This window comes from Halorussus halophilus, assembly GCF_008831545.1.
Taxonomy (GTDB): Archaea; Halobacteriota; Halobacteria; order Halobacteriales; family Haladaptataceae; genus Halorussus; species Halorussus halophilus.
Map to the genome: position 1 here is coordinate 111,967 of NZ_CP044525.1, position 22,097 is coordinate 134,063.

Consider the following 22,097-nt stretch of genomic DNA (forward strand, 5'->3'; position numbering starts at 1 on the left):
TCTATCCAGTAGACGGGGGTGATTGGAACGTACTACGCCGTCCTCTCGGAGTACGAGTCGTGATCGAGCTCGTCATACAGTACGTCGAGGAACGATTGGGGCTGTTCCAGTTTTGGGTCGTCACCAGAGTCGTCAATCACGTGGAGTGGCCACCCATAGCGGTCGCTCGCCTCTCTGGCGACCCCGAGTCGTATGGCGCGGTCCTCCCTCCCCCAGATCAGTATCGTCGGAACTGTAATTCGCGCTAACTTCTCCGGTGATATCGTTGGCACCGCGACTTCTTTCATGAGTGTCCGCATAGCGGCCTTCACACTTGGCGTACGTGCTCGTTCGAGATTGTACGCCAAGAACGGCTTCCAGTCGTCGCCCAACTGCTCGATCAGTTCGTTCCGGTCGGCCAGACACTGATCGAGAAAACTGTGGTACGCACGGTCCGTCGGTCGTACGAGGAATCGGAATAGCCCGAACGCGAATCGTGCGGATGGCCAGAAGCGGTCTAGACCTAACGAATCTACGAGCACTAACTGTTGGATCCGATCCCCCTGGTTACTTGCGAAGCGGGCCGCGATAGCGCCACCGAGCAGATGTCCGACCAGTGTCGGTGGCACCGAGCACGTTTCCTCTATCAATTCGTCGAGCCACCGGGTCACTGAGTCTGCGTTCAAATCATTGGTAGTGACAGTTGATGCGCCGTGACCGGGGAGGTCGGGGACGATAACGCGATGGGTCGTCACGAGATCCGGGATGACTCGTATCCACCAGAACGCGGACTCTCCCGGACCGTGAAGCAGGACGATTGGCGGGCCGTCACCACCCTCAAGAATCGCGGTCGAAACCCCGGCCAGTTGCAACCGTCGTTCCGTGACGGGAAGCGAATCGAGTAACTGTGCTCGAGCGTCGTCCGATTGGTGTTCCTGTACAGTCATTGGTTTCAGTGTGAAATTGCTTATTTCGTCCCGACACCGATGTTGACCGTGTTGTTCAACACGGCGGGAGCGCTCCCTCCAGACCGTTCGGTTAGTTTGTCATCCAGTTCCTCCCGAGCCTCGGCTTGCTGCTGGTCTGTTAAATCGGCGACCAACTCCGCCCCGATTGGATTGCTGGCGGTCACCCAGTCCCACAACTGTGCACCGGATCGAAACTCCAACCGATGGTTTGTGGTCTCCACCTGAATATCCATCAGGCCGGCAGCAGCCAGTTCGTCACGCAATCTCTCGGGGTCCGACACCTGGAAGGGTAACAGCGGAGGGTCGACTGGGAGCCCTGCGAAGTCAGGGACGACAACCGTCACGGCATCGATGAAGAATCGAAGGAATTCGAGTTCCGAAGGTTGCCCCATTGTGACCAGTAACACGTGCCCACCGGGCTTGGTAACGCGCGTTAGTTCGCTCAGTCCCCGTGGCAGATCGGGGAACAACATGACTCCGAACTGTGAGCCAGCGATGTCGAAGGTGTCGTCCTCGAGTTCGAGGCTGTGACCGTCCATAACACGCGCTTCTAAGTTAGACAGTCCTTCCTCACGTGCCCGTACTTCGAGTTGCTCGACCATGGTTGGAGAAATGTCCGTTGCCAGCACTCGCGCGCCCCTTCGTGCTGCGGGAATACTCAGTGCACCACTGCCAGCCGCAACATCCAGTACTTGCATCTCCGGGCGAAGTTCGACCCGCCTAAGAGCCCGCTCTGCGACCGCCATATTCGATGACGTAACGTAGTCATCGTACGCAGATGCGATAGCAGTCCATGCATCCTGAATCTCTGCTTGATCGGCCATGATGCCTCTGATTCGGGTACGCCAGCCAGATACATCTAAATATCCTGTGAAATATTTCACCCTGTGAAGAACTACTTGGATTCGCGACACAGACAGGGTGCAGTCTGAACCCTGTATCGCGAAGACCAACCGAGTAAGCTGATGACCACCGGACAGCACGATGGCCGTCGAACGTTCCGTCTCCACACCCACGCTACGAAAGTAAGTCCGACGAGACGTGCGTTTCGAATGCTTGTGGGTCGACGAGTTTCGCCTCCTCGCGGACACGTTCGAAGGTAGAGATAGCCCAGTCTCGGGCTTCCGGTGCATCCGTGTCGATGACAGCAGTCAGTGCCCCTGTCTCCGTGTCGTGACAGCAGATTCCGGCGCGATCATCGACGATACCGAGTCCGCACCGTGATCGGTCGGGAAGGTCGTCGTGAACGAAGATAGTGCAGTGGTCACACGATGCGGCCTCCATAACTCGGTCAGGATTCCAACGGAGGGTCTTCTCGAGTGCTGTCGGCGAGTACACGTACTCTAGCTCCATACCGTCGAGGACTCCTTGGCAAACTGTCTCGTTGCTGATCGACTTGAACACGATACTGTCGAACCCCCGCAGTCGAGTGGTTCCCTCGATAAGGTGGGTTAGTCGCTCAATCGGTTCGTACGGGTAGCCCGGTCCAGGATATGAGACCACTGCATCGGCGAAGAGGTCGACGGAAAATCCGTCCATCTCCCGTGGAAGCCAGTGCCAGACGTCGCGGAGTTTGCGTTCGGTCTTCATCGCTTCGTGGAAGTCGAGAAATCGGTCTGCAACGAATTCGCCAAGGGGTGTCAGTTCGTACGTTGGTCCATTGCGGACAATCCATCGGCGGTCTTCGAAGTCGGTGAGGATTCGACTCATGGTCGGTGAGGAGGCTTCTGTTGCGGTGCGGAGTTCTCGTCTGTCGAGTGGGCCTTCGGTGAGTTCTTCTAGGACACCGATTCGGTGGTTGGATCTGGCGAGAAAGTCGATTTCTTCGAGTACAGCATCCATGTCATGAGTATGCATGGCATAGTATAAGGTATATCGGTAGACGTGACCCGTTCAAGACGAAGACACACATTCTATACCGTCGGGTATTCGCTATTTGGTGGGTCGAACGGATTCTGATTACCGATACGAAACACTGACCAGCAGTCAAGCGAATGGAGACGGGACTTCTTCGGGGTCGAAATCATCGATGTAGTCGTTGACGATTCGTGTTGAGACCCCTGCTGCGACGACTTCTGGAATTCGGTGTTCGTGGTCCTGATACAGATAGCGAGCCACACCCGCAATTACTCCGATTAGGAGTCCAACGCCACCGAGGAGTTTGACGTCAAGCGAATACCAGAATCCGAAAACGACCGCCGTAATTGGTGGTAGGATCGCGACTGTGAGCGACCCTAACAGTCTGCGTTGTCGAGCCTCTGTCTCGTGGGCTGCAACGATCGGGTCACCGTCACCTGCTGGAACAGCCCGATAGACGTCACCATTGTACCGAAGGACATCGAAGTAGTCTGGCGTTCCGGACACCGATTCACCACCTGCGATCGATTCTGTATCTGCGGTAGTCATACGCTGGTATTAGTATTCGTTCAAAAAACTATTCGGGTCGTTGTCTCGACGAGGCTAGCACGTATTCCGATGTGAAGAAGGACTGGTACCGCAGGGATCGACCAGGATCATCACCGAAAATCATGCTGACACTGAAGTCCTTCATGACGGTTTTATGGGATTTGCAAGCTCACAACGACGATTACCCTAGCGGAGTCGTCTTACTAGTCTCGATCGCAGACTTCCTCCCCAGAATTTCACCAGAAAAGGACGACGATGAAAACGCAGTGAATCTCGGTGCCGGTTCTCGACACCCCCAATCAAGACTGTAAATGCCCAACGATTCCTCCTTGAGACTATCCTCGAATGCAACTCCCTCATATAGATATTATGCTGTCAATTAGTAGAAATTTCAATAGAGGTTCGTGAGAGTGGTCCAAGGAGTTCGGGTTGGAAGGTCCTGAGGGGAGTTCGTTGGATTCGGGTGGTGGATAACTGCGTTGTATTCCCCCACCCCTTGTCCAGAGTGTATTCGGGAGGGAGGGTGGGGGTGGCCATCCACGAGAAGTCCAGCAACTATTAGGTCGTAAGTGGCGGAGATTCGGACTTGAAGGCGTTTACTGGGTGTTCTCGAGTGATAGAGTATGAGAGTTTGGGTGGTCGTTTTCTGGTCGACCAGACGAATACCGTATTCGTCTTCTATCGTATGCTGAATACGCTTGGAGAACTGTTTGGAAGGGGATATAATAAAACCACTAGATTACAGTAATCGTATTGACTTGTTTGGGACGGCTGTCAACCCCAGAATCTCTCGACTCCGGAATCTTTGCAGTAGACGTCCTGAAGCGCAGCGATTATGTGATTTCGCCGATTTGACTGATACGACCGACTCCACCACTATTCTGTTACAGTCTGGACGAGGGGTGTGGGGACGATTCTTGACGTCGATTCACCTCGACTCAAAAAATTCTGTTCGAACGCTCCTCCTGGATGTGAGTTTTCGAGGTTTGAAGAATCGCCGTACTGGTGGTCACTCGAGTGTGGATTCGTTTTGTGTTCGCGGTTGTCATCGGTAGCACCCGGTCGATTTCTGCGAATTACACTCTTGACCGGGGGTGTATGATGAAGTCGTATCGCCGCTCGGTGTTCGACGATACTTTGACGACCGACTCTTTCTCATTACACTCTTGATTAGGGGTGTATGGAGAACTCCGAGTTGTATTTGGGGAGCGGGTCGATTATTCACTCTGGACGAGGGGTGTATGCCGCACGTCAGACACACCGCGTTATACAGTTTGGACGAGGGGTGACCAGAACACCCAGTCCCAGATTATCACTCGGGACCAGCTATACCTCTCCTCTGAGTGATACTCAACTCAACCCGCGCCTCAGTAGAACCACTCCCCGATTTACACTCTTGTCGAGGTATGCGAACAATTAAGGGATGGGGTCACGCGCTATGGGACAACGATGACCGAGGAATCGTCCGAACTCTCAGACTACAACGACCGCTTCGACGACCCGTCTGAGGACCCACTATTCAACTTCGACGACGACGACCAAGACCGAGCAAACATCTTCGTCAGAAAAGAACTCCTCAAAGTCGGCCACGTCCCCGAAAGCGCCCGCATCGTCGGCCGCGACGACGAAATCGAAGCCGTCGCCGCCGAACTTCAACCAATCGTCCGTGGCGACCCACCAAACAACGTCATGATCTACGGCAAGACGGGAACCGGCAAATCCCTCGTCGCCCGCCACGTCACCGAACGCGCACGCCGCGCCGCCGAATCCAACGACGTCGCCGCAGCCACCGTCTACGTCGACTGCGCCCAACACAACACCCAAACACGAGTCGCCCGAACCGTCACCCGAGCCCTCAACGAGCCCGACCTAACCGGACTAAACATCCCACGATCCGGCATCGGCAGTGGCGAATACTACGACTACCTCTGGGAAATCCTTGATGCAGCCTACGACTCAGTCATCATCATCCTCGACGAAGTCGACCGCTTAGATGACGACGACATCCTCATGCAACTCTCGCGAGCACGCGAGGCGGGGAAGGCGGACTGCCACCTCGGCATTATCGCAGTCAGTAACAAGATCGAATACCGCGACCGCCTCAACGAACGCGTCAAATCCAGTCTCCGGGAAGAAGAATTCGTCTTCCAACCCTACGACGCCAACCAACTCCGAGACATCATGGACCACCGACGCGACGCCTTCCACGACGACGTCCTCTCGACAGACGTCATCCCACTCACAGCAGCCGTCGCGGCACAAGAACATGGTGACGCCCGCAAAGCAATCGAAATCCTCCGGCACGCCGGCGAATTAGCTGAGCGCGAGAGCGTCGAGACAGTCACCGAAGAACACGTCCGAGACGCACAAGAATGGGCTGAAATCGACCGCTTCGAAGAACTATTGCGCGGCTCGACGACCCAAGTGAAATTCGTGTTGTGTTCTCTCGCTTTGTTGACCAAGGAGAATTCTGGTGCGGAAGCATTCTCGACGAGCCGCATCTACGAACGCTATCAAACCATCGCAGAGCAACTCGATGCGAACACCTTGAGCGAGCATCGGATCTACGAGTTGTTGAAAGAACAGGCGTTCCTCGGTGTTGTCGAATCGACTCGTACTGGTGGCGGGCGCGGGCAAGGCAGTTACTTGGAGCATCGGTTGGTTCAGGACACAGAGATTGTGTTGAAGTCCGTGCTTCGGGACAGTCGTCTCGAGGAACTCGCCTAACAACACCGGTCTGATTGTTCTTGCTGTTGGTTCGGATGGTTCGACCAACCACCCCTCGTCCAGACTGTAACCAACCAGTGGAGACACTTGCTCAATCCCCAATATCATAGACTTCCGGCAATTCCTCGCCATCCTTATTGGGACCTACTGTCTCCGAACTATCTCGCCAACAAAGATACGATACACTAACCAACACACCCTATACCACACCCCGGATGTTGGTTAGTAACTCGAACTTCCACAACAGCCCGGAATCACGTCTGTAAGCACTAGATGCACACCGATGAAACCAATCGTCCTCAGACTGAAAGAACATCAGTTTGTCCCTTAACGGCATTCCTTGGTGTGAGAATGGTTCTGGAAGTTCCGGAAACGAGGCCTTCGTGTTTAAGTCCCAGTAACCTGATACTGGATAGTATGATCACCGATGCTCGCGTCCTCCGCGCAGGTTTCGTCCCCCGAGAAGTCGAGCATCGAGACGCAGAAGTCACCCACCTCACCGAAATCCTCGCCCCACTCACAGACGGCAACCCCGCCGACACCACACTCCTCCTCGGCCCATCTGGCGTCGGCAAAACCTGCTTAGCGAAATACACTGCCGAACAACTCCGGCAGGAGGTGCTCGACGTTGAATACCAATACGTGAATTGCTGGCAGAACTTCTCTGAGTTCCGCACCCTCTACCGAATCCTCGAAGGCCTCGGCAAAACAGTCGACATTCATCGTCAATCGACGCCTCGCGACGAACTGTTCGAACGCCTTCGCCGATACGATGGCCCGCCGTGTGTCGTGATCCTCGACGAAGCCGACCAACTCGACGACAAGAGCCTCCTCTACCACCTACACGAACTACCGCAGTTCTCGATGCTCCTCATCGCCAACCGCGAAAAGGAGTTGTTCTCGAACGCTGACGAACGGCTCACCAGTCGGCTGACTGGCTGCGAGCGCGTTCGCTTCGACCGCTATACTCCAGACGAACTCGTCTCCATCATGGACGCCCGAGTCAAATCTGGTCTCGAAGAAGACGTCATCGACCACGACCAACTAGCGATGATTGCCGACGCTGCGGCGGGTGATGCACGAGTTGCATTGAGTATTCTTCGGACGGCGGCGCGACATGCACACCAGAATTACGAGGCCGAGATTACGGACGATATTCTGGAGTCGGCGATGCCAGAAGCGCGCGCGAAGCGCCACGAGAAGGACGTTGAGACGTTGACGCCGCATCAGCAGACGCTCTATGAAATTATCGAGGAATACGAGGAAATCTCACCGAGCGAGTTGTACGGGGAGTACCGCGAGGAGATGGAGAATCCGAAGACTGACCGAACGGTCCGGAATTATCTCTCGAAGATGGACCAGTACGACGTAATCGAGGCTGCGGGGACGAGCCGGGATCGAACGTACCGCTCCGTTTCGGAAACATTTGGAAACATCGGAGAGTAACTGTTTCAGCCCGTTAACTGTCGGTTCGTAGAGTACAAGTACGTTTCCGGAAGTTCTGGAAGCCGCGCGCCGACGCTTAACCCGATAGTCGGACAAGCCGTATATATGGGAGAGAGTAGACAGACTTCAGGCGAACCGGAGCTACCGGAACTACAATCGGGAGTACATCTGTTGGAAATGGAGAGCGACGACCGGGTGACTGGTCCGCTCCACTCGCTCGTCTTAGACCATCTCTTGCTAAATGATGGGAACGCGTGCTGGGTGGACGCGGGCGGGCATGCAGTCACACAGTCGCTTGCTTCGCTCGCACCGAGTATGCGAACACTCGACCGAATCCAGGTAGCTCGCGGGTTCACGCCGAATCAGCACTACACACTGCTTCGACGACTCCCCCGCCAGGTCGACGAGGATACGTCACTAGTAGTGTGTCCGGACATCGATCAGTTGTATCGAGACGCCGAGACGTACGCCGACGAAGGCGAAGAGTTACTACTGCGGGGAGTGGCGACAGTCGCGGGCCTCGCAGACCGCTACGACATTCCCGTCTTAGTGACGCGCTCGACAAGGGATTCGTTCTCGGAACCGCTCGTGGCGGCCGCCGAGGAAACGATTACAGTCGAGCAAACGAAGTTCGGCCCACGATTCAGTGGCTCGGAGTTCGAGACGCTCGTCTATCCGATGGGCAACGGTGTCGTGCAGACGACGATTGCCTTCTGGAAACGCGTACTGGAAGCAAGACAGCCAGCGTACGACACGGCCGAGACGCCACAGGAGGTGTCGGTGAATGGGGCGTACTAATCCGACGTTCCGCGACGTGCTTCGCACCGTCCACAACGACTGGGAGGACTACCGGCGGGCGCTTCGACGACCCGACCAGCAGCGGTTCGACCGCCTGTTCGAGGATGCACGACAGTACGCCGATGCCGGAGGGTATCTGAACTACCAGAATCCGATGACCGTCGTCCTATTCTCGATTGCACTCGCCCAAGAGAAACGCATCGAAGACCTCGAAGCCGAACTCGAAGGCGAGCGAGCAGAAGAGAGCGACGACCGAACCGGATCTGCATAGTCGGTCGATGCCCTACAAAATCGATTTCTTCGACGGTGAAGTCGTAGCGTGGTCGCTCTCCGAGTCTGGGGCAGTCCCCGAGCGCGTGCTGGACTACACGCCAACGTTCTACGTTGGTGTCGGCGAAGGATCCACTGAATCGCTTGCGGACGCACAGAGTGTGCTTGAGCAGTTCCCGACGGTCGCTCGAACGCAGTTCGAAGCGTGGCGGCCAGGCTTCCGACACGACACCGAGGAGGTGCTTCGTGTCGACGTGACCGATATCGATGAAGTGTCTCGGATGGCCCGCTGGACGCACGAGTGGGGTGACCCCGGCGAGTACCGCTGTTATAACGTAGATTTCTCGCGGGAGTTCCGGTATTGTCTCGAAACCGATTGTTCGCCACTGCCCGATCAGGAGCTATCGACGCTCTCTATCGAAGGCCACGCCCACGAGTTCAGCGAATCGGAAATCGCGCCGTTGACTGTCGGCGGTGAATCAGTCGGTCGGTCGCCCGACGTGGCACTGCCGACTATCGACGAGCGAATCGAGCGCGAAGATCCGGACGTGCTGGTGGTCGATTCGGCACAGATTCTTGCGGAGTTGCACTCACTCGCCGACCGCTACGGGTACGACCTGCAACTCGGACGACGGCCCGGCTTCCAACAGCTCGCTGGATCCTCGACGTACACGAGCTACGGCCGGGTTGGGCATTCTGCCGCCCGGTACAACGTGCCGGGGCGCGCGATTATCGACCGCTCGAACACCTTCCTCTACCAGAAATCGAATCTTGCGGGCTGTCTCTATCTCATCGAACGGTCAGGGAAATCACTGCAGGAACTCGCGTGGGCGTCCATCGGGAACGTCCTCACGGCAATCCAAATTCGCGAGGCCCTCTCGCGGAACGTCTTGGTACCGTGGCAGGCGTGGCGCCCGGAGAAGTTCAAGACGATGCGGCAACTGCATGAGGGCGACCGTGGCGGATTCACCTTCGCGCCGGACGTGGGTGTTCACGAGGCGGTTCACGAACTCGACTTCTCGTCGCTGTATCCGAACATCATCTGCACGCGGAACGTCTCGCCGGAGAAGATACGATGTGAGTGCCACAGTGAGCGTGAGGACGTCCCTGGAATCGGGTACAGTCTCTGTGACGAGCGTGGGTATTTGCCGGACGTGTTGCAGCCGCTCATCGATGACCGCGACGAGATTAAAGCAGAGATTCGAGCGAGCGAGGATGACGAGCGATTACGGGAGTTGGAGGGACGGTCGGATGCAATCAAGTGGATTTTGGTGTCGTGTTTCGGGTATCAGGGCTTCTCGAACGCGAAGTTCGGCCGCATCGAATGCCACGAGGCAATCAACGCCTTCGCTCGTGAAATACTGTTGGACGCGAAGCAGGCGCTCGAGCGCGGTGGGTGGCGTGTCGTTCACGGAATCGTCGATAGTATCTGGGTGACGCCACGCGAGGGCGAGGACCAGCGGTCTTTGAACGAGTTGGCCTCGGAGATTACTGACGACGTGAGAATCCGGTTGGAGTACGAAGCCGAGTACGACTGGGTGGCATTCGTGCCGATGCGGAATTCCGAGGCCGGAGCCCTAACGAAGTACTTCGGATCGATTGCAGGTGAGGAGGACGAGTTCAAGTATCGCGGCGTGGAGTGTCGCCAGCGAAGTACCTCGTCTTACGTGGCCGAGGTCCAGCAAGAGTTGATTCGCGTGTTCGACGAGCACCGCTCACCCGAGGCGGTCTGTGAGCGGCTTCAGCGCGCGCTCGAACGACTTCGAAGCGGTAGGGTTGCTCCGGAAGCGTTGGCGGTTACGACGCGCACTTCGAAGCGCGTGGAGGAGTACCAGCAATCGACGCGGACGGTCGCAGCGTTGGAACGCGCTTCAGATGGCGGCCGAGACTTACATCCAGGGCAGTCAGTCGAGTTCGTGGTCGTCGACGACTCGAAGCAGTCCCGTGAGCGCGTGGCGTTGGTGGACGAAGCAGAGACGTACGACGCGGAATTCTACGCTGGGGAGTTGATTCGGGCTGCCGAGAGCGTCCTGTCACCTCTTGGATGGCGCGAGGAGCACATTCGAGAGTATTTGGCGGATCGAACGGATGGAAGTTTGCGGAGCTTTTAGGTATAGTATTACTACGAAGTATTACTGGGCAGTGTTGTCAGGCAGTAATACTGCGGATGCCTCGTGCAGGCTACTTGACAACGAACGAACCTTAGACTTTTAACTAAAAATGGCCTTGTTGAAATCCTCAATCAGCGACAGGTTTCAGCGGGAGTGCTGAATACAGCGCGCATATTCAGCACCATCCCACAAAATGGAGAGTTGCAGGTTGTCTATAGTACAACGTCACCTAGTTGTGTCGGATTCCTCCTCGGGTCCACCACCGTTTTCCGGTAACTGGATGCCCGGTCTCGGCGTTTCGAACGGGCGACCGCCTTTCAAACTGAACAGCATCTCCCGGCTCGACAGAACCCGAATCTCCGGATACCGGCGTCTCACGGCTTGCGCGTAGCTCGCGAGCGCGACCAATACGACGCCACCAGTCGTGTTGCCAAGCAGGACCGGAAGCCAGAACTCATAAATCAGGGTGAGTACCCCCGGACTCGGCGTCTTGAGAAACACGACGAAGAGTGCTTCAGCGCCCGAACTCACGACGTGGTACAGGCCGAGGACGGGAATCGTGTAGAAGACGAGATAGGTGATTACGACACGCGAGATCGTGTCTCGCGCAGCCGTATGGAGCCACACCACGCCAGCAACAAGCCACCCCGCGAACAGGGCCTTGAAGAACAGGTCCCACCAGCCCAGTTCGAGGCCGTGCTGGAGGAATTCGGCTCCGACCTCCATCTCTGCCGGCGCAAGTACGTGCGTGTTTGCGAGGATGAACGCGCCGAACGCGGCACCGATGACATTCGCCAGCAGGACAACGCTCCACATGCGTAACAGCAAGGGGAGACTGGCCAACCGGGTCAGCACCAGCTTGACCGGTGGGAGAGTGGTCTCGGTGTACAGTTCGTACCGTCCGAGAATGATGTACATGAACCCGATCGGATACAGCACTGCGGCGAGGAATCTATTGTTTGGGAACGTCGCGGTCCCGACCGTGTAGCCGATGAACGTCAAGACGATCGCGAAGCCGGCGGTGAAACCGCTGAAAAACAGTTCCGAGAGCGTGCTGGCGATTTCCTCGTCGGCGGACGCGAGCAGCCGTTGATGGATTTCATTCCATGAGAAGCGATCGCCGAGTGCCCAGCCCGCTGCCGGGACGCCGGAAGCAGCCCGGTCCTGGGATCGGACGACTGGTGGCGAGTCCTCGGATTCGTCGCTCATGAATACCCTCCAGACAGCAGCTGCTGTGGTTCGACTGTATTCGGAGTCGGGTCCGCTCGTCGGACCTGAATAATCCGCGATCCCAGACTAAGATGAAATGGTGGTACCATAATGTCTCTCCCCGAATATGGGTGACAATATGTAGCATTATAAATTTATCAGCGGCAAGCGGGAGACGGCTACCGGCGTTCGGACGTATGGCGTTCCGTTATCCCGTGCATGTGAGTCAGGGCCAACTAACTGGTGACTATTCCTCTGAAGCTGACATTCCGTTGACTACATCCTCTATACTCAGCACGCGACTCTTGACAGTGTTCGGTGAGGTCTCTGCGATCATGCTGAATAGAGGGCGCGAATCGGTCACTGGCACAGCATCCAGTATGTGCGAGTCGGATTGCTCAGAACAGAGCGTGTAGTTCGTGTGAGTGCTGACGTTTACAAATACGGGAACTCACATCGAAGTATGGTTGCCACGTATCCAATACTGTCACTACTGGTCATCTTCGCGCTCTCATTGTTGATTGTGCGTATTGGTTCAATTGCGCTGGAGATGACGGGCCTCTCACCAGATGTGGCCTCCTTTCAAGCCACGTCAGCATTCTCTGGAGCGGGATATACGACCGAAGAAGCTGAACAGGCTGTCACCACGGCTGGCCGCCGAAAGACCGTGAAGGCGCTCATTCGGCTCGGCAGCATTGGAATCATCGGTGCGATTTCGTCGCTTGTGCTTTCGTTCACGCGTACTAGTGGCGATAACCTGTTGAGCTTACTGTACATTCTCGGTGGTGTCGGTGTAATCGTCCTGTTCGCACGAAGCCGATGGTTCAACCGCCTCGTCACACCACTTATTGAGTGGGCGCTTAGTAAGACAACAGAGTTGGAGGTCACGGATTATGTCCAATTGCTCGGGTTGCAACACGAGTATCGTGTGGCGGAGGTGGATGTCGAGGCGGGGGATTGGCTGGCTGAGAAGACGATTACTGAACTGGATTTACCGAGCGAGGGGGTGTCGATACTCGGCATCCGCCGGGAGGACTCATACATCGGTGCGCCGCAACCAGATGTGGAGACGAAACCCGGAGACACACTCGTCCTCTATGGGAAACGAGACCGTCTCAAAGAACTGTCAGGCCGCCTCAGTGGAGAGACAGAGGCCCGAGAAGATGCTGTCGAAGACCACGAAGGAACCCTCGAAGAGCAAGAACAACTCATTGAAAAATAAGCACTCCCTTTCTAGCGGATGGTTCAGTAGAGTGTGGTGAAATGAACGGACTCGCCATGCTGAACTCACCCTCTGTATTCAGCAGTCCCTTCCTCTCGGAATCACGGACAGTCGCTCTCCTCATTTGAAATAGCGAGGTTTCGCTCCAGATTGTGAACAATGCACTTGATGACGAGTTCGCGGAACTGCTTCCACCAGTCTCGTGAGCGGACGAATGCGCCATATTTCCGTTTGAGGCGAGAATTTACGGTCTCGTTCTGACTGCGCTGACCGTAGAGATTAGTATCCAGCCGAGCGTTCCATGCCTTGTGGAGCGACGAAAACTCGCGGTGCTTGATGAGCGGTCGAACACCAGTCTCACGGGCCAACGCGCGAATCTTCTGGTCGTCGTATCCCTTGTCGCCAAGGAGAATATCGACTTCCTCGATATTTCGCATGATGAGTGACGGCGCGATCTTCGAGTCGTGTTTTCTGGTCGTCGTCACGTGTACGTCGAGAATCGCGTTCGACCTCGTATCCACGAGAAGGGTAACTTTCAACTGCTGAATCGTCAGCTTCGTTCGTTTCGTGTAGTGCTTTGAGGCGTGACTCCGGTCAAAACCGGAGGCGTCGATTCCGACGACACCGTTGGTCGGGAGGAGTGTGACCGAGAGGTTGAGCAGAACGCGCCAAACCGCCATATCAAGCCGGTTGAACGCTTTACATAGCGTTGATGGTGTCGGGAGTCCCTCAAGATTGAGGGCGCTCCGAATCCGAGGCATCTCGATGAGTTCGTCAAGAAGCGTCCGGTACGTCGTATTCTTCCGCACCTTGAGACATAGCAAGACGATGTGTTGATGGAGCGTGTACCGCCGTTTCGAGAACTTCGACGAGTAGCGAGCGACAGCTCGACGAGCCAAGTGGTATGCTTGTTCCACGAACTGGAGCAACCGCGACTTTGGGAGGGCTTCCATCCGGTCAGACTACCGGTCGAATTTGTAACTCCCCGAGGATTTCAACAGAGCCCTAAAAATCTATATCGAACCCTCTCGAATTGCTACCGAGTAGCATGGCGTCTGACGAACTACTTGGAGCACCACTCTCGGAACTCGAATTCCTCGCCCGCTCACCCAACCGCGTCAACGTACTCGACACGATATCCTAGGGCCCGATTGGACGCTACGAATTAGAGGACACGACCGGCGTATCACGCGCAACGCTGGGCCGAACCCTCGACGACTTCGAAGAACGCGGCTGGGTCACCGAAGAAGACCGAGACTATCGGGCGACCCAACTCGGAACCTACGTCGCGCGAGAAATCACGAACCTCTTGGAGCGCTTCGACCCCGTCCCCGCCCTCAACGAAGTTGCACAGTGGTTTCCAGAAGAGGGGTTCGATTTCGACCTCGGTCATCTCGCGGGAGCGAAAATCGTTCGCGCGACAAAGAGCGACGCGCTCGCCCCGACCGCCCATATCTCGACCCGAATCCAATCCGCTGACCGAGTCCGACTCATCACCTACTCGGTACTGCCGACTATCATGAAGGATTGCTGGCGGGAGAGCATCGATGGGACGCTCGAACTCGAAGGCGTGCTCGATGCGAGCGCGTTCGAGAACTTCGAATCGAACCAACAGCTGGTCGAACGGGCACAGGAAATGTTCCAAACCGAGAACACCGAGATATTCCTCTACCATGGTGACATCGAGTCCACTGTCTTCATCGTTGACGACGTCGTGTTGCTCTGCCTGTCCGGCGGTGAAGGAGCACCACTCGCAGTAATCGAAACCGACGACGAAGCGGTCTGTTCGTGGGCTGAATCGACCATCGACGACTACCGCCGCGAAGGCGACCGTCTCGACTCGTCTCTGTTCACGTGATGAGAATCGTGCACACCGAGTGAAACTCTCAGCGCGAATCTATACCTTGCCACCAGACCACGTTCCGAGTGTACCATGACAGCCAAGAATCGACTATCCCAAGCGAGCGCGGAACAGACTCGACGGACTAGACGGTCATCTCTCGCAGCGAAAGCAAGCGCAATCACTCCGCAGGCCGGCGACTCTCCCTGGTCTGACCACGAGTTCGTTCGCGGGTACGCCGTGATGGTGTTGCCGTTCTCGACAGGCCATCTGCTGGCACTGCGAGTGTGGCCCCAGAGTTCCTTCGGGCCGTACGTCTCAGTCTGGCACCGACCGCCCGGAGGGGAGTGGTCGATATACAGCGACGGCCCGTCTCTCGATACGACCTGTCCACGCTACTGGGGACCAGCCACGGAAGAAGCTGCTCTGGCGAACATCGATGTCACGTGGACTGGCCCGAACGAACTTCGTGTCGAGATGGACGACCCACAGCTAGTCTGGACGCTGTCAGTGTCGGCACCACCCCTGCTAGAGCGACTGAACGCGGTGCACGCGTCCCTACCACTCTGGACATGGAAACCCAGCCTGTTCGTTCGGACACGCGAGCTGCTGGCGAAACAGGTCTTCGATATCGGGGACGTCCGATTCTCCTTCAGGACTGCGAGCGGCCACGACACCGTCATCATGCCCGAGGAGGAATACGCTATCCCAGACTCGGACGCTACGTTGGAAGGTCAGTCATTAGGTAGTCCTACCCAACTGCGGGAAAATCCGACCATCGGAGACGTACCACTCCCGACGCACCCGTGCTTCGTGTTCGGAGAGGCTCACATGCGGATCAAGAATCCCGGCGAGTTCCAGCGAACGCGGGAACGGATTCGTGACACCGCATCCCGCTCGAATACGGTGTAACCCGGTGGTGAGCGTAGTGAGCTAGCTGTAATCGTGGTAGACGCTCTTGATTTTCGTGTACTTGAGGACGCCGTGCTTGCCGTCGTCTCCACCGACGCCGGACTCCTTCCAGCCGATGTGGTGGCCCTGCCACGCTTCGCCTAATGTCCGGTTGATGTATGTCTCGCCGTATTCGAGTTCGTCGGCCGTTTTCATCGCAGTCTGGTAGTCCTCCGTATAGACGTACGAGGAGAGCGCGTACCGGGAGTCGTTTGCGAGTTCGACGGCCTCCTCGACGGATTCGACGGTGACGATTGGCGTCACCGGACCGAAGACTTCCTCTTCGACGATATCCATCGTCGGTTCGACCTCACCGAGAACCGTGGGTGGATACCAGAAGCCACGGTCGAACCCGTCGCCGCCGGCGCGTGAGCCTCCAGTGAGAACATCGGCACCAGCCTCGACAGCTTTCTCGACCGATTGTTCGGTCCATTCGAGTTCGCTCTCGCTGACTTGGGGTCCCATGTCGGGGTCCGACGTGGGGTCCCCGAGTTCGATTGCGTCCGTGGCAGCGACGTACTTGTCCGTGAACTCTGCCGCCACGTCTTCGTGGACGTACACGCGTTCTGAACAGGTACACACTTGGCCAGCGTTCGTGATGCGCGCGGTGAGGATGTCCTCGACTGCCGCGTCTAAATCCGCGTCCGGGGCGACGATAGCAGGAGCTTTCCCACCGAGTTCGAGCGAGACTGGCGTGAGGTTCTGGGCGGCGGCCTCCATGATTTTCTTGCCGACGCGAGTCGATCCGGTCATGGTCACCAAATCCGTCTGGGGCGACGAAACCATCGCGTCACCGACGGCTCCCCCTCCGAGCACGAGATTGAGGAGGCCATCGGGGAGGTCCAGTTCTTCGTCGATGAGTTCGAAGACGCGAATCGTGGCGAGCGGCGTCGTGGAACTTGGTTTGACGACGACTGCGTTGCCCGCGATGAGTGCCGGGAGAATCTTCCGTAGCAGAACGCCGATAGGGTAGTTCCACGGGATGATAGCCGCTACAACGCCGACGGGATGGCGCTGGAGGTGAATCTGTTCGTCGCGATTGTCACTCGGAACGATATCGCCCTCGATGCGTCGGCCCCACCCAGCGACGTACTGTGCGAGGTCAACGGTGGCGGCGACTTCTCCCTGTGCCGTGGACGTCGGTTTCCCCTGTTCGGCGACTAAGAGGTCCGCGATTTCGTCAGTATGTTCGTCGATGAGGTCACCGATATCTCGGAGGGCGTTCGCTCGTTCGACGCCCGGGACGTCACCCCACTCGTCTTGTGCGTCGTCTGCGGCGGACAGTGCGTCCTCCACGAGGTCCGTAGAGCCATTCGGTATCGAAGCGATCACGTTCTCAGTTGCCGGGTTCAGAACGTCGACGTCGTCCGCTCCGGCGTGCCACTCTCCGTTCACGTAGTGAGCGGCTGTAGGTGTACCTACCATGCCATCGGATATCGATACATGACGCTTAATAGTTGGGGCTCTCATGTTCAGTTCCCTGCTCTGGAAGGTTGTGCAGACGGCCCCCCCGAACGAGAACTGGCGCACTTCTACATGCGGAGCAGGCCGAGTACCTCGGGGTCGTTCAGGAGAGTGACGCTCTCTCGTGATGACGAGACACCTTCGGAGTCTCGAACCACATAACCCCGAGGCGGCTCACCGCTCTCTGGAACTGCTGGGAGTTGGCTAATCGAAATAGCTTTGCGTAGTTAGTGAGATACCCTTCAGTATCACCGCCGCCGACGCAGTGCCGAAGCGCAATCACCCACACGATAGAGCCTGTCGTCTCTCCGCAACCAAGAAATACACATATGCTTCACGTTAGAATCAGAGTCACTTACGAAGGAGACTGGACGGCGGAGTTACAGGGGTACGACGTCTCCGGCCAATTCCTCGCCTCGACGTACCGGGACCGTCGATATCTCGGAATCGTCCGAATCGAAGTTGCAGACCGCGATTACGACGCCGTCATCGACACCATCCAAGAACACAAATACACTGAAACGCTCGACGTCATCGAGTCGAACGAAATCCAGTTTCGAGATAGACGGACTGTCACGCTTCTCGTTCGCGGGAACTACTGGGAGTACACCCCACTGCAGATACTCCTCTACGAGGGCTACCTCCCGTTCGGCGCGTTCGGCGAACTGGAGAACGGCCAACTCGTGTACGATCTGCTCGTCGAAGACCGCGACAGCATCCAAGATGCGGTCGAGTTGCTCCGGGAATTCGGAAGCGTCAGCGTGGACAAAATCTCACAGGACTTCCATAGCCACGTCGTCCCGAGCATCACCGAGTGGCAGAACCTCCTGCACTCGTTCTCGGTCAGACAACGGGAAATCGTCCAGAAAGCCATCGACATGGGATACTACAAACGTCCTCGTGAGACGACGCTCCAAGAGATCGCGGACGAAGTCGGAATCGCGAAGACGACTGTTTCACAGCATCTTCGGAAGGCAGAAGAGCAAACAGTCGAATTCGTCGCTCAATACCTCAGTCTGGCTGACGCCAATTAGGAGAGACCGACCTACGTTATTTCCGTGGGTAGCACCACCAAGGGAATTGTCGCTTTCGAGAGGACTCGCTGTAGTGAACTCCCATGCACTGCTTTTCCGACCGGGCTTCGCTTCCGTTTGAAGAGATACATGCGGTCGGCATTCTCGTCACGTGCGGTCTCGAGAATTGCGTCGCCTCGACTCTCGGATTCGACCCCCCGAATTTCGACCTCGAACCCCGCGTCTTCGAGGGTTTCTGTGGCCGCAGCCACGCTCGCCTTCGAACCTGCGAGGTCGTCGATAGACGACGTATTCTCGTTGTCCGTCGATTCGAGCAAGGCGTGTTTCTCGTCGGCGTCGAAGACGTGCAGGACTATCGGTTGCATTCCCTCGCGGTCTTCGAATTCGACCACAGCTTCGGCGACTGCGCGGGACCACGGCGGATGTGAGGTCGCCGGAACTAATACGCGGTCAGTCATTCGACGGTCACTTCCATCGCGCACGACAAAATTCCACCCCCTCACATAGCCCCAGATTTATATCTACGACTCTTGCGCTCGGATGGAAGCACACCCCGAGAGACGGAGCGGATACCCCCCGACCTGAGTGCCGTCTGTGAATCCATCCGAGGTTCCACCCTGTTCGACGTATATGTTCAGGTGAACCATTATTGGGAGTCGCTAGCTCACCGCTAGTATCGGCTTGGTCCGATGGATTCCATGGAAATCACAGACATCAACCAATACCATCTCCGCTACCAGATGGACGACAGTTGGGAACCAGCGTGGAAACCCGGCTACGAGCAAGATGAACACGAAGTCCTCCTCTTCGAACTCGAAACCGATGCGGGTATCTCCGGCATCTCCACTGCCTCCGGATTCGCCGGTCGAATGGACTATCTCGAACTCGCAGAGATGTTCCTCGTCGGAGAAGACCCACGGAACGTCGAATCCCTACTCGAACAACTGGACCCCCTCAATCTCTGGGGGCCCCGCCCGTGGCACTTCGAAGTTGCACTCTGGGACATCATCGGGAAAGACGCTGGCAAACCTGTCTACGAACTCCTCGGCGGTAGCGGTGAACCGATTCCAGCGTACGCCTCCACCGGGGAGCGCCAACCCGCCGACGAGCGACTCGACTACGTCCGTGACCGCGTCGCCGAAGGATTCGACGCCGTGAAACTCCGCTGTCACGGTGAAGACCCAACTCCGGATTTGGAGGCCGCCCGCCGCATCCGCGAGGAGTTCCCCGACCTCACGCTCATGATGGACGCCAACATGGGCTGGAGTGTCCCGATGGTGGACGTCGAGAAGTGGTCGTTCAGCGAGGCTCTCGCCGTCGCCCGCGAGCTAGAAGACATCGGGAATATCGGGTGGCTCGAAGAACCGTTGGACCGCCGCGACTACGAGGGTCTCGCACGCCTGCGAGAGAAGACGGACGTGCCAATTGCTGGCGGCGAGTTCAACAACGGGATGCATCACTTCCGGGAGTTCATCAAACAGGGGTCGCTCGATGTGCTCCAACCGGATGCCGTGCTGGCGACCGGTATCCTCAACGGCAAGAAGGTCGCGGGCATGACGGAGACCCACGGCTTAGAGTTCGCCCCTCACACGTGGAACGATGGTCTCGGATTCGCTGCGAACCTCCATCTGCTCGCCTGTACGAACGCCACCTGGTGTGAGTATCCCATCGAACCGCCGGGATGGACCCCCGAATCGCGGGACTTCCTGTTGGCCGACCCCATCGTCGCGGAAGACGGTGCGGTCGAACCACCGTCAGGTCCCGGACTCGGCGTCGAACTCGATTGGGACCTCGTCCACGAACTCGACCAGTCTAAGGAGTGACCGACCTCGTCGGAGCTCCACTACTGTTTGACCGTCCCTCGCCCATCGTTCGACCTCGGCAATACTATCCGGAGCACCCGCGATTATTTGACGTAGTTGTGTACCAATTCACATGGCAATCGCAGAGGTGGATACCTACGTCGTAGGGACTCCGCCACCGCACAAAGGCGGCCAGAACTGGGTCTTCGTGAAACTCACCGCAGACGACGGAACGGTCGGGTTCGGCGAGTGTAATTGGACCGAGTACCGCGCCCACACGCTAGTACAGTTGATCGAAGACCTCGAAGAGGAGTTCATTATCGGGACCGACCCGTTCGAAATCGAGGACCTTCGCGCGCGGCTCTACCGAGGGTCGCACTTCCTCCACGTGCCCGGCCCGCTCCACGCGCAAGTCGTCGGTGCAATCGAGATGGCCTGTTGGGACATCGCCGGGAAGCAAGTCGGCAAACCCGTCTACAAACTTCTCGGCGGGAAACTCAACGACGAACTTCGGTCGTACACGTATCTCCACTGGGGATGGAACCCACCCGAATCGCCGGAGAAAGCCGCCGAAGTCGCTGCGGAGTACGTCGAGAAGGGATTCACCGCGCTCAAATTCGAGCCACTATACCCACAGGATGGCCCGCGGGACTATTCGCTGGAAGACTTAGAGTACGCCGCGTCCGTCGTCGGAGCAGTCCGTGAGGCAGTCGGTGACCGGTGTGACATCTTGGTCGGTACCCACGGTCAGATGTACACCCAGACGGCAATCCGATTCGCCGAACGAATCGAGAAGTACGACCCGCTGTGGTTCGAAGAGCCAGTCCCGCCGGAGAACGTGAACGAAATGGCGAAAGTCGCCGACGCGACGAACATCCCGATAGCGACGGGCGAACGCCTACTGACCAAACACCAAGTCGAAAACGTCCTACAGGCGGACGCCGCCCAAATCATCCAACCAAACGTCGGGATGAACGGCATCCTCGAATCGAAGAAGATCGCGGGCATGTGCGAGAGTCAGTACGCACAAATCGCGCCGTGGATGTACTGTGGCCCGGTCGCTGGCGCGGCGAACCTCCAGCTCGGCGCGTGCAGTCCGAACTTCCTCCTGCAAGAGGGTATCGAACAATGGGGTGGATTCCAGGCAGAGATACTCGAAGAACCAATCGAGTGGAAGGACGGCTACGTCCGGCCACCGACCGGCCCCGGGCTCGGAATCGAAGTCGACGAGTCCGTCCTGAAAGAACACGCTCACAACCAGCTCCCCGCACCGGGTGACCGCCACCACTATCAACACCACGAGAAACCGTAGCGGCGGGTTCTTCAATTCGACTCCTTTCGTGGACGAACTTCATCGCGAAATTCTCCTGTACTACACGGCTTATAAACTGAACTGTATTTGTGTCTGTATGGCCGCCTCCCAATTAGTGTACGGACTACTCGCAATGTTCTTCTGGGGAGCCTGGAGTATCCTTGCATCCCACGCCGTATCGTACTCCTCAACGGGAAGAGTGGTCGTATTCACGTACTTCGTCGGTCTCCTCACGATAGGTGCGCTTCGTTTCGGCGAACTCTCTCAAACTGGGTTCTCGACGCCAGCCATCCTCCTGAGCGCCGGGTCAGGACTGATGATGAGTCTCGGCACGCTCGCATTCTATCGTGGTCTCGATGGCGGCGGTCTATCCATCGTTCCGGCACTGAGCGGCCTCTACTTTGTCGTTTCTGCAGTCTACGGAGTCGTCGCCCTCGGAGAACCACTCGACGCGAGCAAGGTCGCTGGATTGGTGTTCGCTGGAATAGCCGTGACACTACTAGCGAAATAACGTCACTTCGAGAATCGTGCCTCGGTTATTCTCGGAAAAGTATGAGA

Annotated in this window: 21 protein-coding genes and 1 pseudogene; 14 read left to right on the forward strand and 8 right to left on the reverse strand. The window is 57.1% G+C overall.

The features are described from left to right. Nucleotides 1-32: 32 nt before the first annotated feature. Nucleotides 33-755, reverse strand: coding sequence for an alpha/beta fold hydrolase (locus F7R90_RS21220; protein ID WP_225741391.1), 723 nt, complete (start codon nucleotides 753-755; stop codon nucleotides 33-35). On the opposite strand from F7R90_RS21220, the gene F7R90_RS22620 reads away from it, so the two are divergent. Continuing rightward, nucleotides 693-884 carry a hypothetical protein gene (locus F7R90_RS22620; protein ID WP_225741392.1) on the forward strand — a complete coding sequence of 64 codons (192 nt, stop codon included), beginning with the start codon at nucleotides 693-695 and terminating at the stop codon, nucleotides 882-884. The two genes, F7R90_RS21220 and F7R90_RS22620, sit on opposite strands and share 63 nt — an antisense overlap. A 62-nt stretch (nucleotides 885-946) precedes the next feature. Here F7R90_RS22620 and F7R90_RS21225 read toward each other — a convergent pair whose 3' ends face one another. The 3 genes from F7R90_RS21225 to F7R90_RS21235 all read right to left on the reverse strand — a co-directional run bounded on the left by F7R90_RS21225 (nucleotide 947) and on the right by F7R90_RS21235 (nucleotide 3,353). Next, a complete protein-coding gene (locus F7R90_RS21225; RefSeq protein ID WP_158059572.1) occupies nucleotides 947-1,771 on the reverse strand; it encodes a class I SAM-dependent methyltransferase in 825 nt (274 codons plus the stop codon). Nucleotides 1,772-1,964: 193 nt separating this feature from the next. Beyond that, a complete protein-coding gene (locus F7R90_RS21230; protein ID WP_158059573.1) occupies nucleotides 1,965-2,789 on the reverse strand; it encodes a helix-turn-helix transcriptional regulator in 825 nt (274 codons plus the stop codon). Nucleotides 2,790-2,933: 144 nt separating this feature from the next. Beyond that, on the reverse strand, nucleotides 2,934-3,353 hold the full coding sequence (locus F7R90_RS21235) for a hypothetical protein (RefSeq protein WP_158059574.1): 420 nt from the start codon (nucleotides 3,351-3,353) through the stop codon (nucleotides 2,934-2,936). Between the two features lie 1,449 nt (nucleotides 3,354-4,802). On the opposite strand from F7R90_RS21235, the gene F7R90_RS21240 reads away from it, so the two are divergent. The 5 genes from F7R90_RS21240 (at nucleotide 4,803) to F7R90_RS21260 (ending at nucleotide 10,705) form a co-directional block, all read left to right on the forward strand. Beyond that, nucleotides 4,803-6,080 carry a Cdc6/Cdc18 family protein gene (locus tag F7R90_RS21240; protein ID WP_158059575.1) on the forward strand — a complete coding sequence of 426 codons (1,278 nt, stop codon included), beginning with the start codon at nucleotides 4,803-4,805 and terminating at the stop codon, nucleotides 6,078-6,080. A gap of 417 nt (nucleotides 6,081-6,497) precedes the next feature. Next, a complete protein-coding gene (locus tag F7R90_RS21245; RefSeq protein ID WP_158059576.1) occupies nucleotides 6,498-7,526 on the forward strand; it encodes a Cdc6/Cdc18 family protein in 1,029 nt (342 codons plus the stop codon). Between the two features lie 105 nt (nucleotides 7,527-7,631). After that, complete coding sequence (locus F7R90_RS21250) at nucleotides 7,632-8,324, forward strand: P-loop NTPase family protein (RefSeq protein WP_158059577.1); 693 nt, start codon at nucleotides 7,632-7,634, stop codon at nucleotides 8,322-8,324. Beyond that, a complete protein-coding gene (locus tag F7R90_RS21255; RefSeq protein WP_158059578.1) occupies nucleotides 8,311-8,595 on the forward strand; it encodes a hypothetical protein in 285 nt (94 codons plus the stop codon). The genes F7R90_RS21250 and F7R90_RS21255 overlap by 14 nt, the downstream gene beginning before the upstream one ends. Before the next feature lie 7 nt (nucleotides 8,596-8,602). Next, a complete protein-coding gene (locus F7R90_RS21260) occupies nucleotides 8,603-10,705 on the forward strand; it encodes a type B DNA-directed DNA polymerase (RefSeq protein ID WP_158059579.1) in 2,103 nt (700 codons plus the stop codon). A 225-nt stretch (nucleotides 10,706-10,930) separates the two neighbouring features. Here F7R90_RS21260 and F7R90_RS21265 read toward each other — a convergent pair whose 3' ends face one another. After that, on the reverse strand, nucleotides 10,931-11,914 hold the full coding sequence (locus tag F7R90_RS21265; RefSeq protein WP_158059580.1) for a formate/nitrite transporter family protein: 984 nt from the start codon (nucleotides 11,912-11,914) through the stop codon (nucleotides 10,931-10,933). 421 nt (nucleotides 11,915-12,335) lie between these two features. Here F7R90_RS21265 and F7R90_RS21270 point away from each other — a divergent pair, with 421 nt between their 5' ends. After that, nucleotides 12,336-13,136: a potassium channel family protein gene (locus F7R90_RS21270; RefSeq protein ID WP_225741372.1), complete on the forward strand. Its 801-nt coding sequence runs from the start codon at nucleotides 12,336-12,338 to the stop codon at nucleotides 13,134-13,136. A 101-nt stretch (nucleotides 13,137-13,237) separates the two neighbouring features. Here F7R90_RS21270 and F7R90_RS21275 read toward each other — a convergent pair whose 3' ends face one another. Next, on the reverse strand, nucleotides 13,238-14,089 hold the full coding sequence (locus F7R90_RS21275) for an IS5 family transposase (protein WP_049918776.1): 852 nt from the start codon (nucleotides 14,087-14,089) through the stop codon (nucleotides 13,238-13,240). 245 nt (nucleotides 14,090-14,334) lie between these two features. Between F7R90_RS21275 and F7R90_RS22935 the strand changes: the two are divergent. The 3 genes and pseudogenes from F7R90_RS22935 to F7R90_RS21285 form a co-directional block, all read left to right on the forward strand. Further along, nucleotides 14,335-14,397 (forward strand): annotated as a pseudogene (locus F7R90_RS22935) (hypothetical protein); the annotation flags it as partial. A 48-nt stretch (nucleotides 14,398-14,445) separates the two neighbouring features. Further along, nucleotides 14,446-14,994, forward strand: a complete 549-nt coding sequence (locus F7R90_RS21280) for a transcriptional regulator FilR1 domain-containing protein (RefSeq protein WP_158059582.1) — start codon at nucleotides 14,446-14,448, stop codon at nucleotides 14,992-14,994. Nucleotides 14,995-15,219: 225 nt separating this feature from the next. Beyond that, nucleotides 15,220-15,888, forward strand: coding sequence for a hypothetical protein (locus F7R90_RS21285; protein ID WP_158059583.1), 669 nt, complete (start codon nucleotides 15,220-15,222; stop codon nucleotides 15,886-15,888). Nucleotides 15,889-15,909: 21 nt separating this feature from the next. Here F7R90_RS21285 and aldA read toward each other — a convergent pair whose 3' ends face one another. Continuing rightward, the gene (gene aldA / locus F7R90_RS21290) at nucleotides 15,910-17,352 is read right to left on the reverse strand and encodes an aldehyde dehydrogenase (protein ID WP_192498510.1); all 1,443 of its coding nucleotides are present in this window, start codon (nucleotides 17,350-17,352) and stop codon (nucleotides 15,910-15,912) included. A 368-nt stretch (nucleotides 17,353-17,720) separates the two neighbouring features. Between aldA and F7R90_RS21295 the strand changes: the two genes are divergently transcribed. Further along, the gene (locus F7R90_RS21295; RefSeq protein ID WP_158059585.1) at nucleotides 17,721-18,425 is read left to right on the forward strand and encodes a helix-turn-helix domain-containing protein; all 705 of its coding nucleotides are present in this window, start codon (nucleotides 17,721-17,723) and stop codon (nucleotides 18,423-18,425) included. Between the two features lie 11 nt (nucleotides 18,426-18,436). Here the strand turns inward: F7R90_RS21295 and F7R90_RS21300 are convergent, their stop codons facing one another. After that, nucleotides 18,437-18,883, reverse strand: a complete 447-nt coding sequence (locus F7R90_RS21300) for a universal stress protein (protein ID WP_158059586.1) — start codon at nucleotides 18,881-18,883, stop codon at nucleotides 18,437-18,439. Nucleotides 18,884-19,123: 240 nt separating this feature from the next. On the opposite strand from F7R90_RS21300, the gene F7R90_RS21305 reads away from it, so the two are divergent. The 3 genes from F7R90_RS21305 (at nucleotide 19,124) to F7R90_RS21315 (ending at nucleotide 22,050) form a co-directional block, all read left to right on the forward strand. Beyond that, nucleotides 19,124-20,248 carry a mandelate racemase/muconate lactonizing enzyme family protein gene (locus F7R90_RS21305; protein WP_225741373.1) on the forward strand — a complete coding sequence of 375 codons (1,125 nt, stop codon included), beginning with the start codon at nucleotides 19,124-19,126 and terminating at the stop codon, nucleotides 20,246-20,248. Nucleotides 20,249-20,360: 112 nt separating this feature from the next. After that, nucleotides 20,361-21,539, forward strand: coding sequence for a mandelate racemase/muconate lactonizing enzyme family protein (locus F7R90_RS21310; protein WP_158059588.1), 1,179 nt, complete (start codon nucleotides 20,361-20,363; stop codon nucleotides 21,537-21,539). A gap of 97 nt (nucleotides 21,540-21,636) precedes the next feature. Then, nucleotides 21,637-22,050 carry an EamA family transporter gene (locus F7R90_RS21315; protein ID WP_158059589.1) on the forward strand — a complete coding sequence of 138 codons (414 nt, stop codon included), beginning with the start codon at nucleotides 21,637-21,639 and terminating at the stop codon, nucleotides 22,048-22,050. Nucleotides 22,051-22,097: the final 47 nt, after the last annotated feature.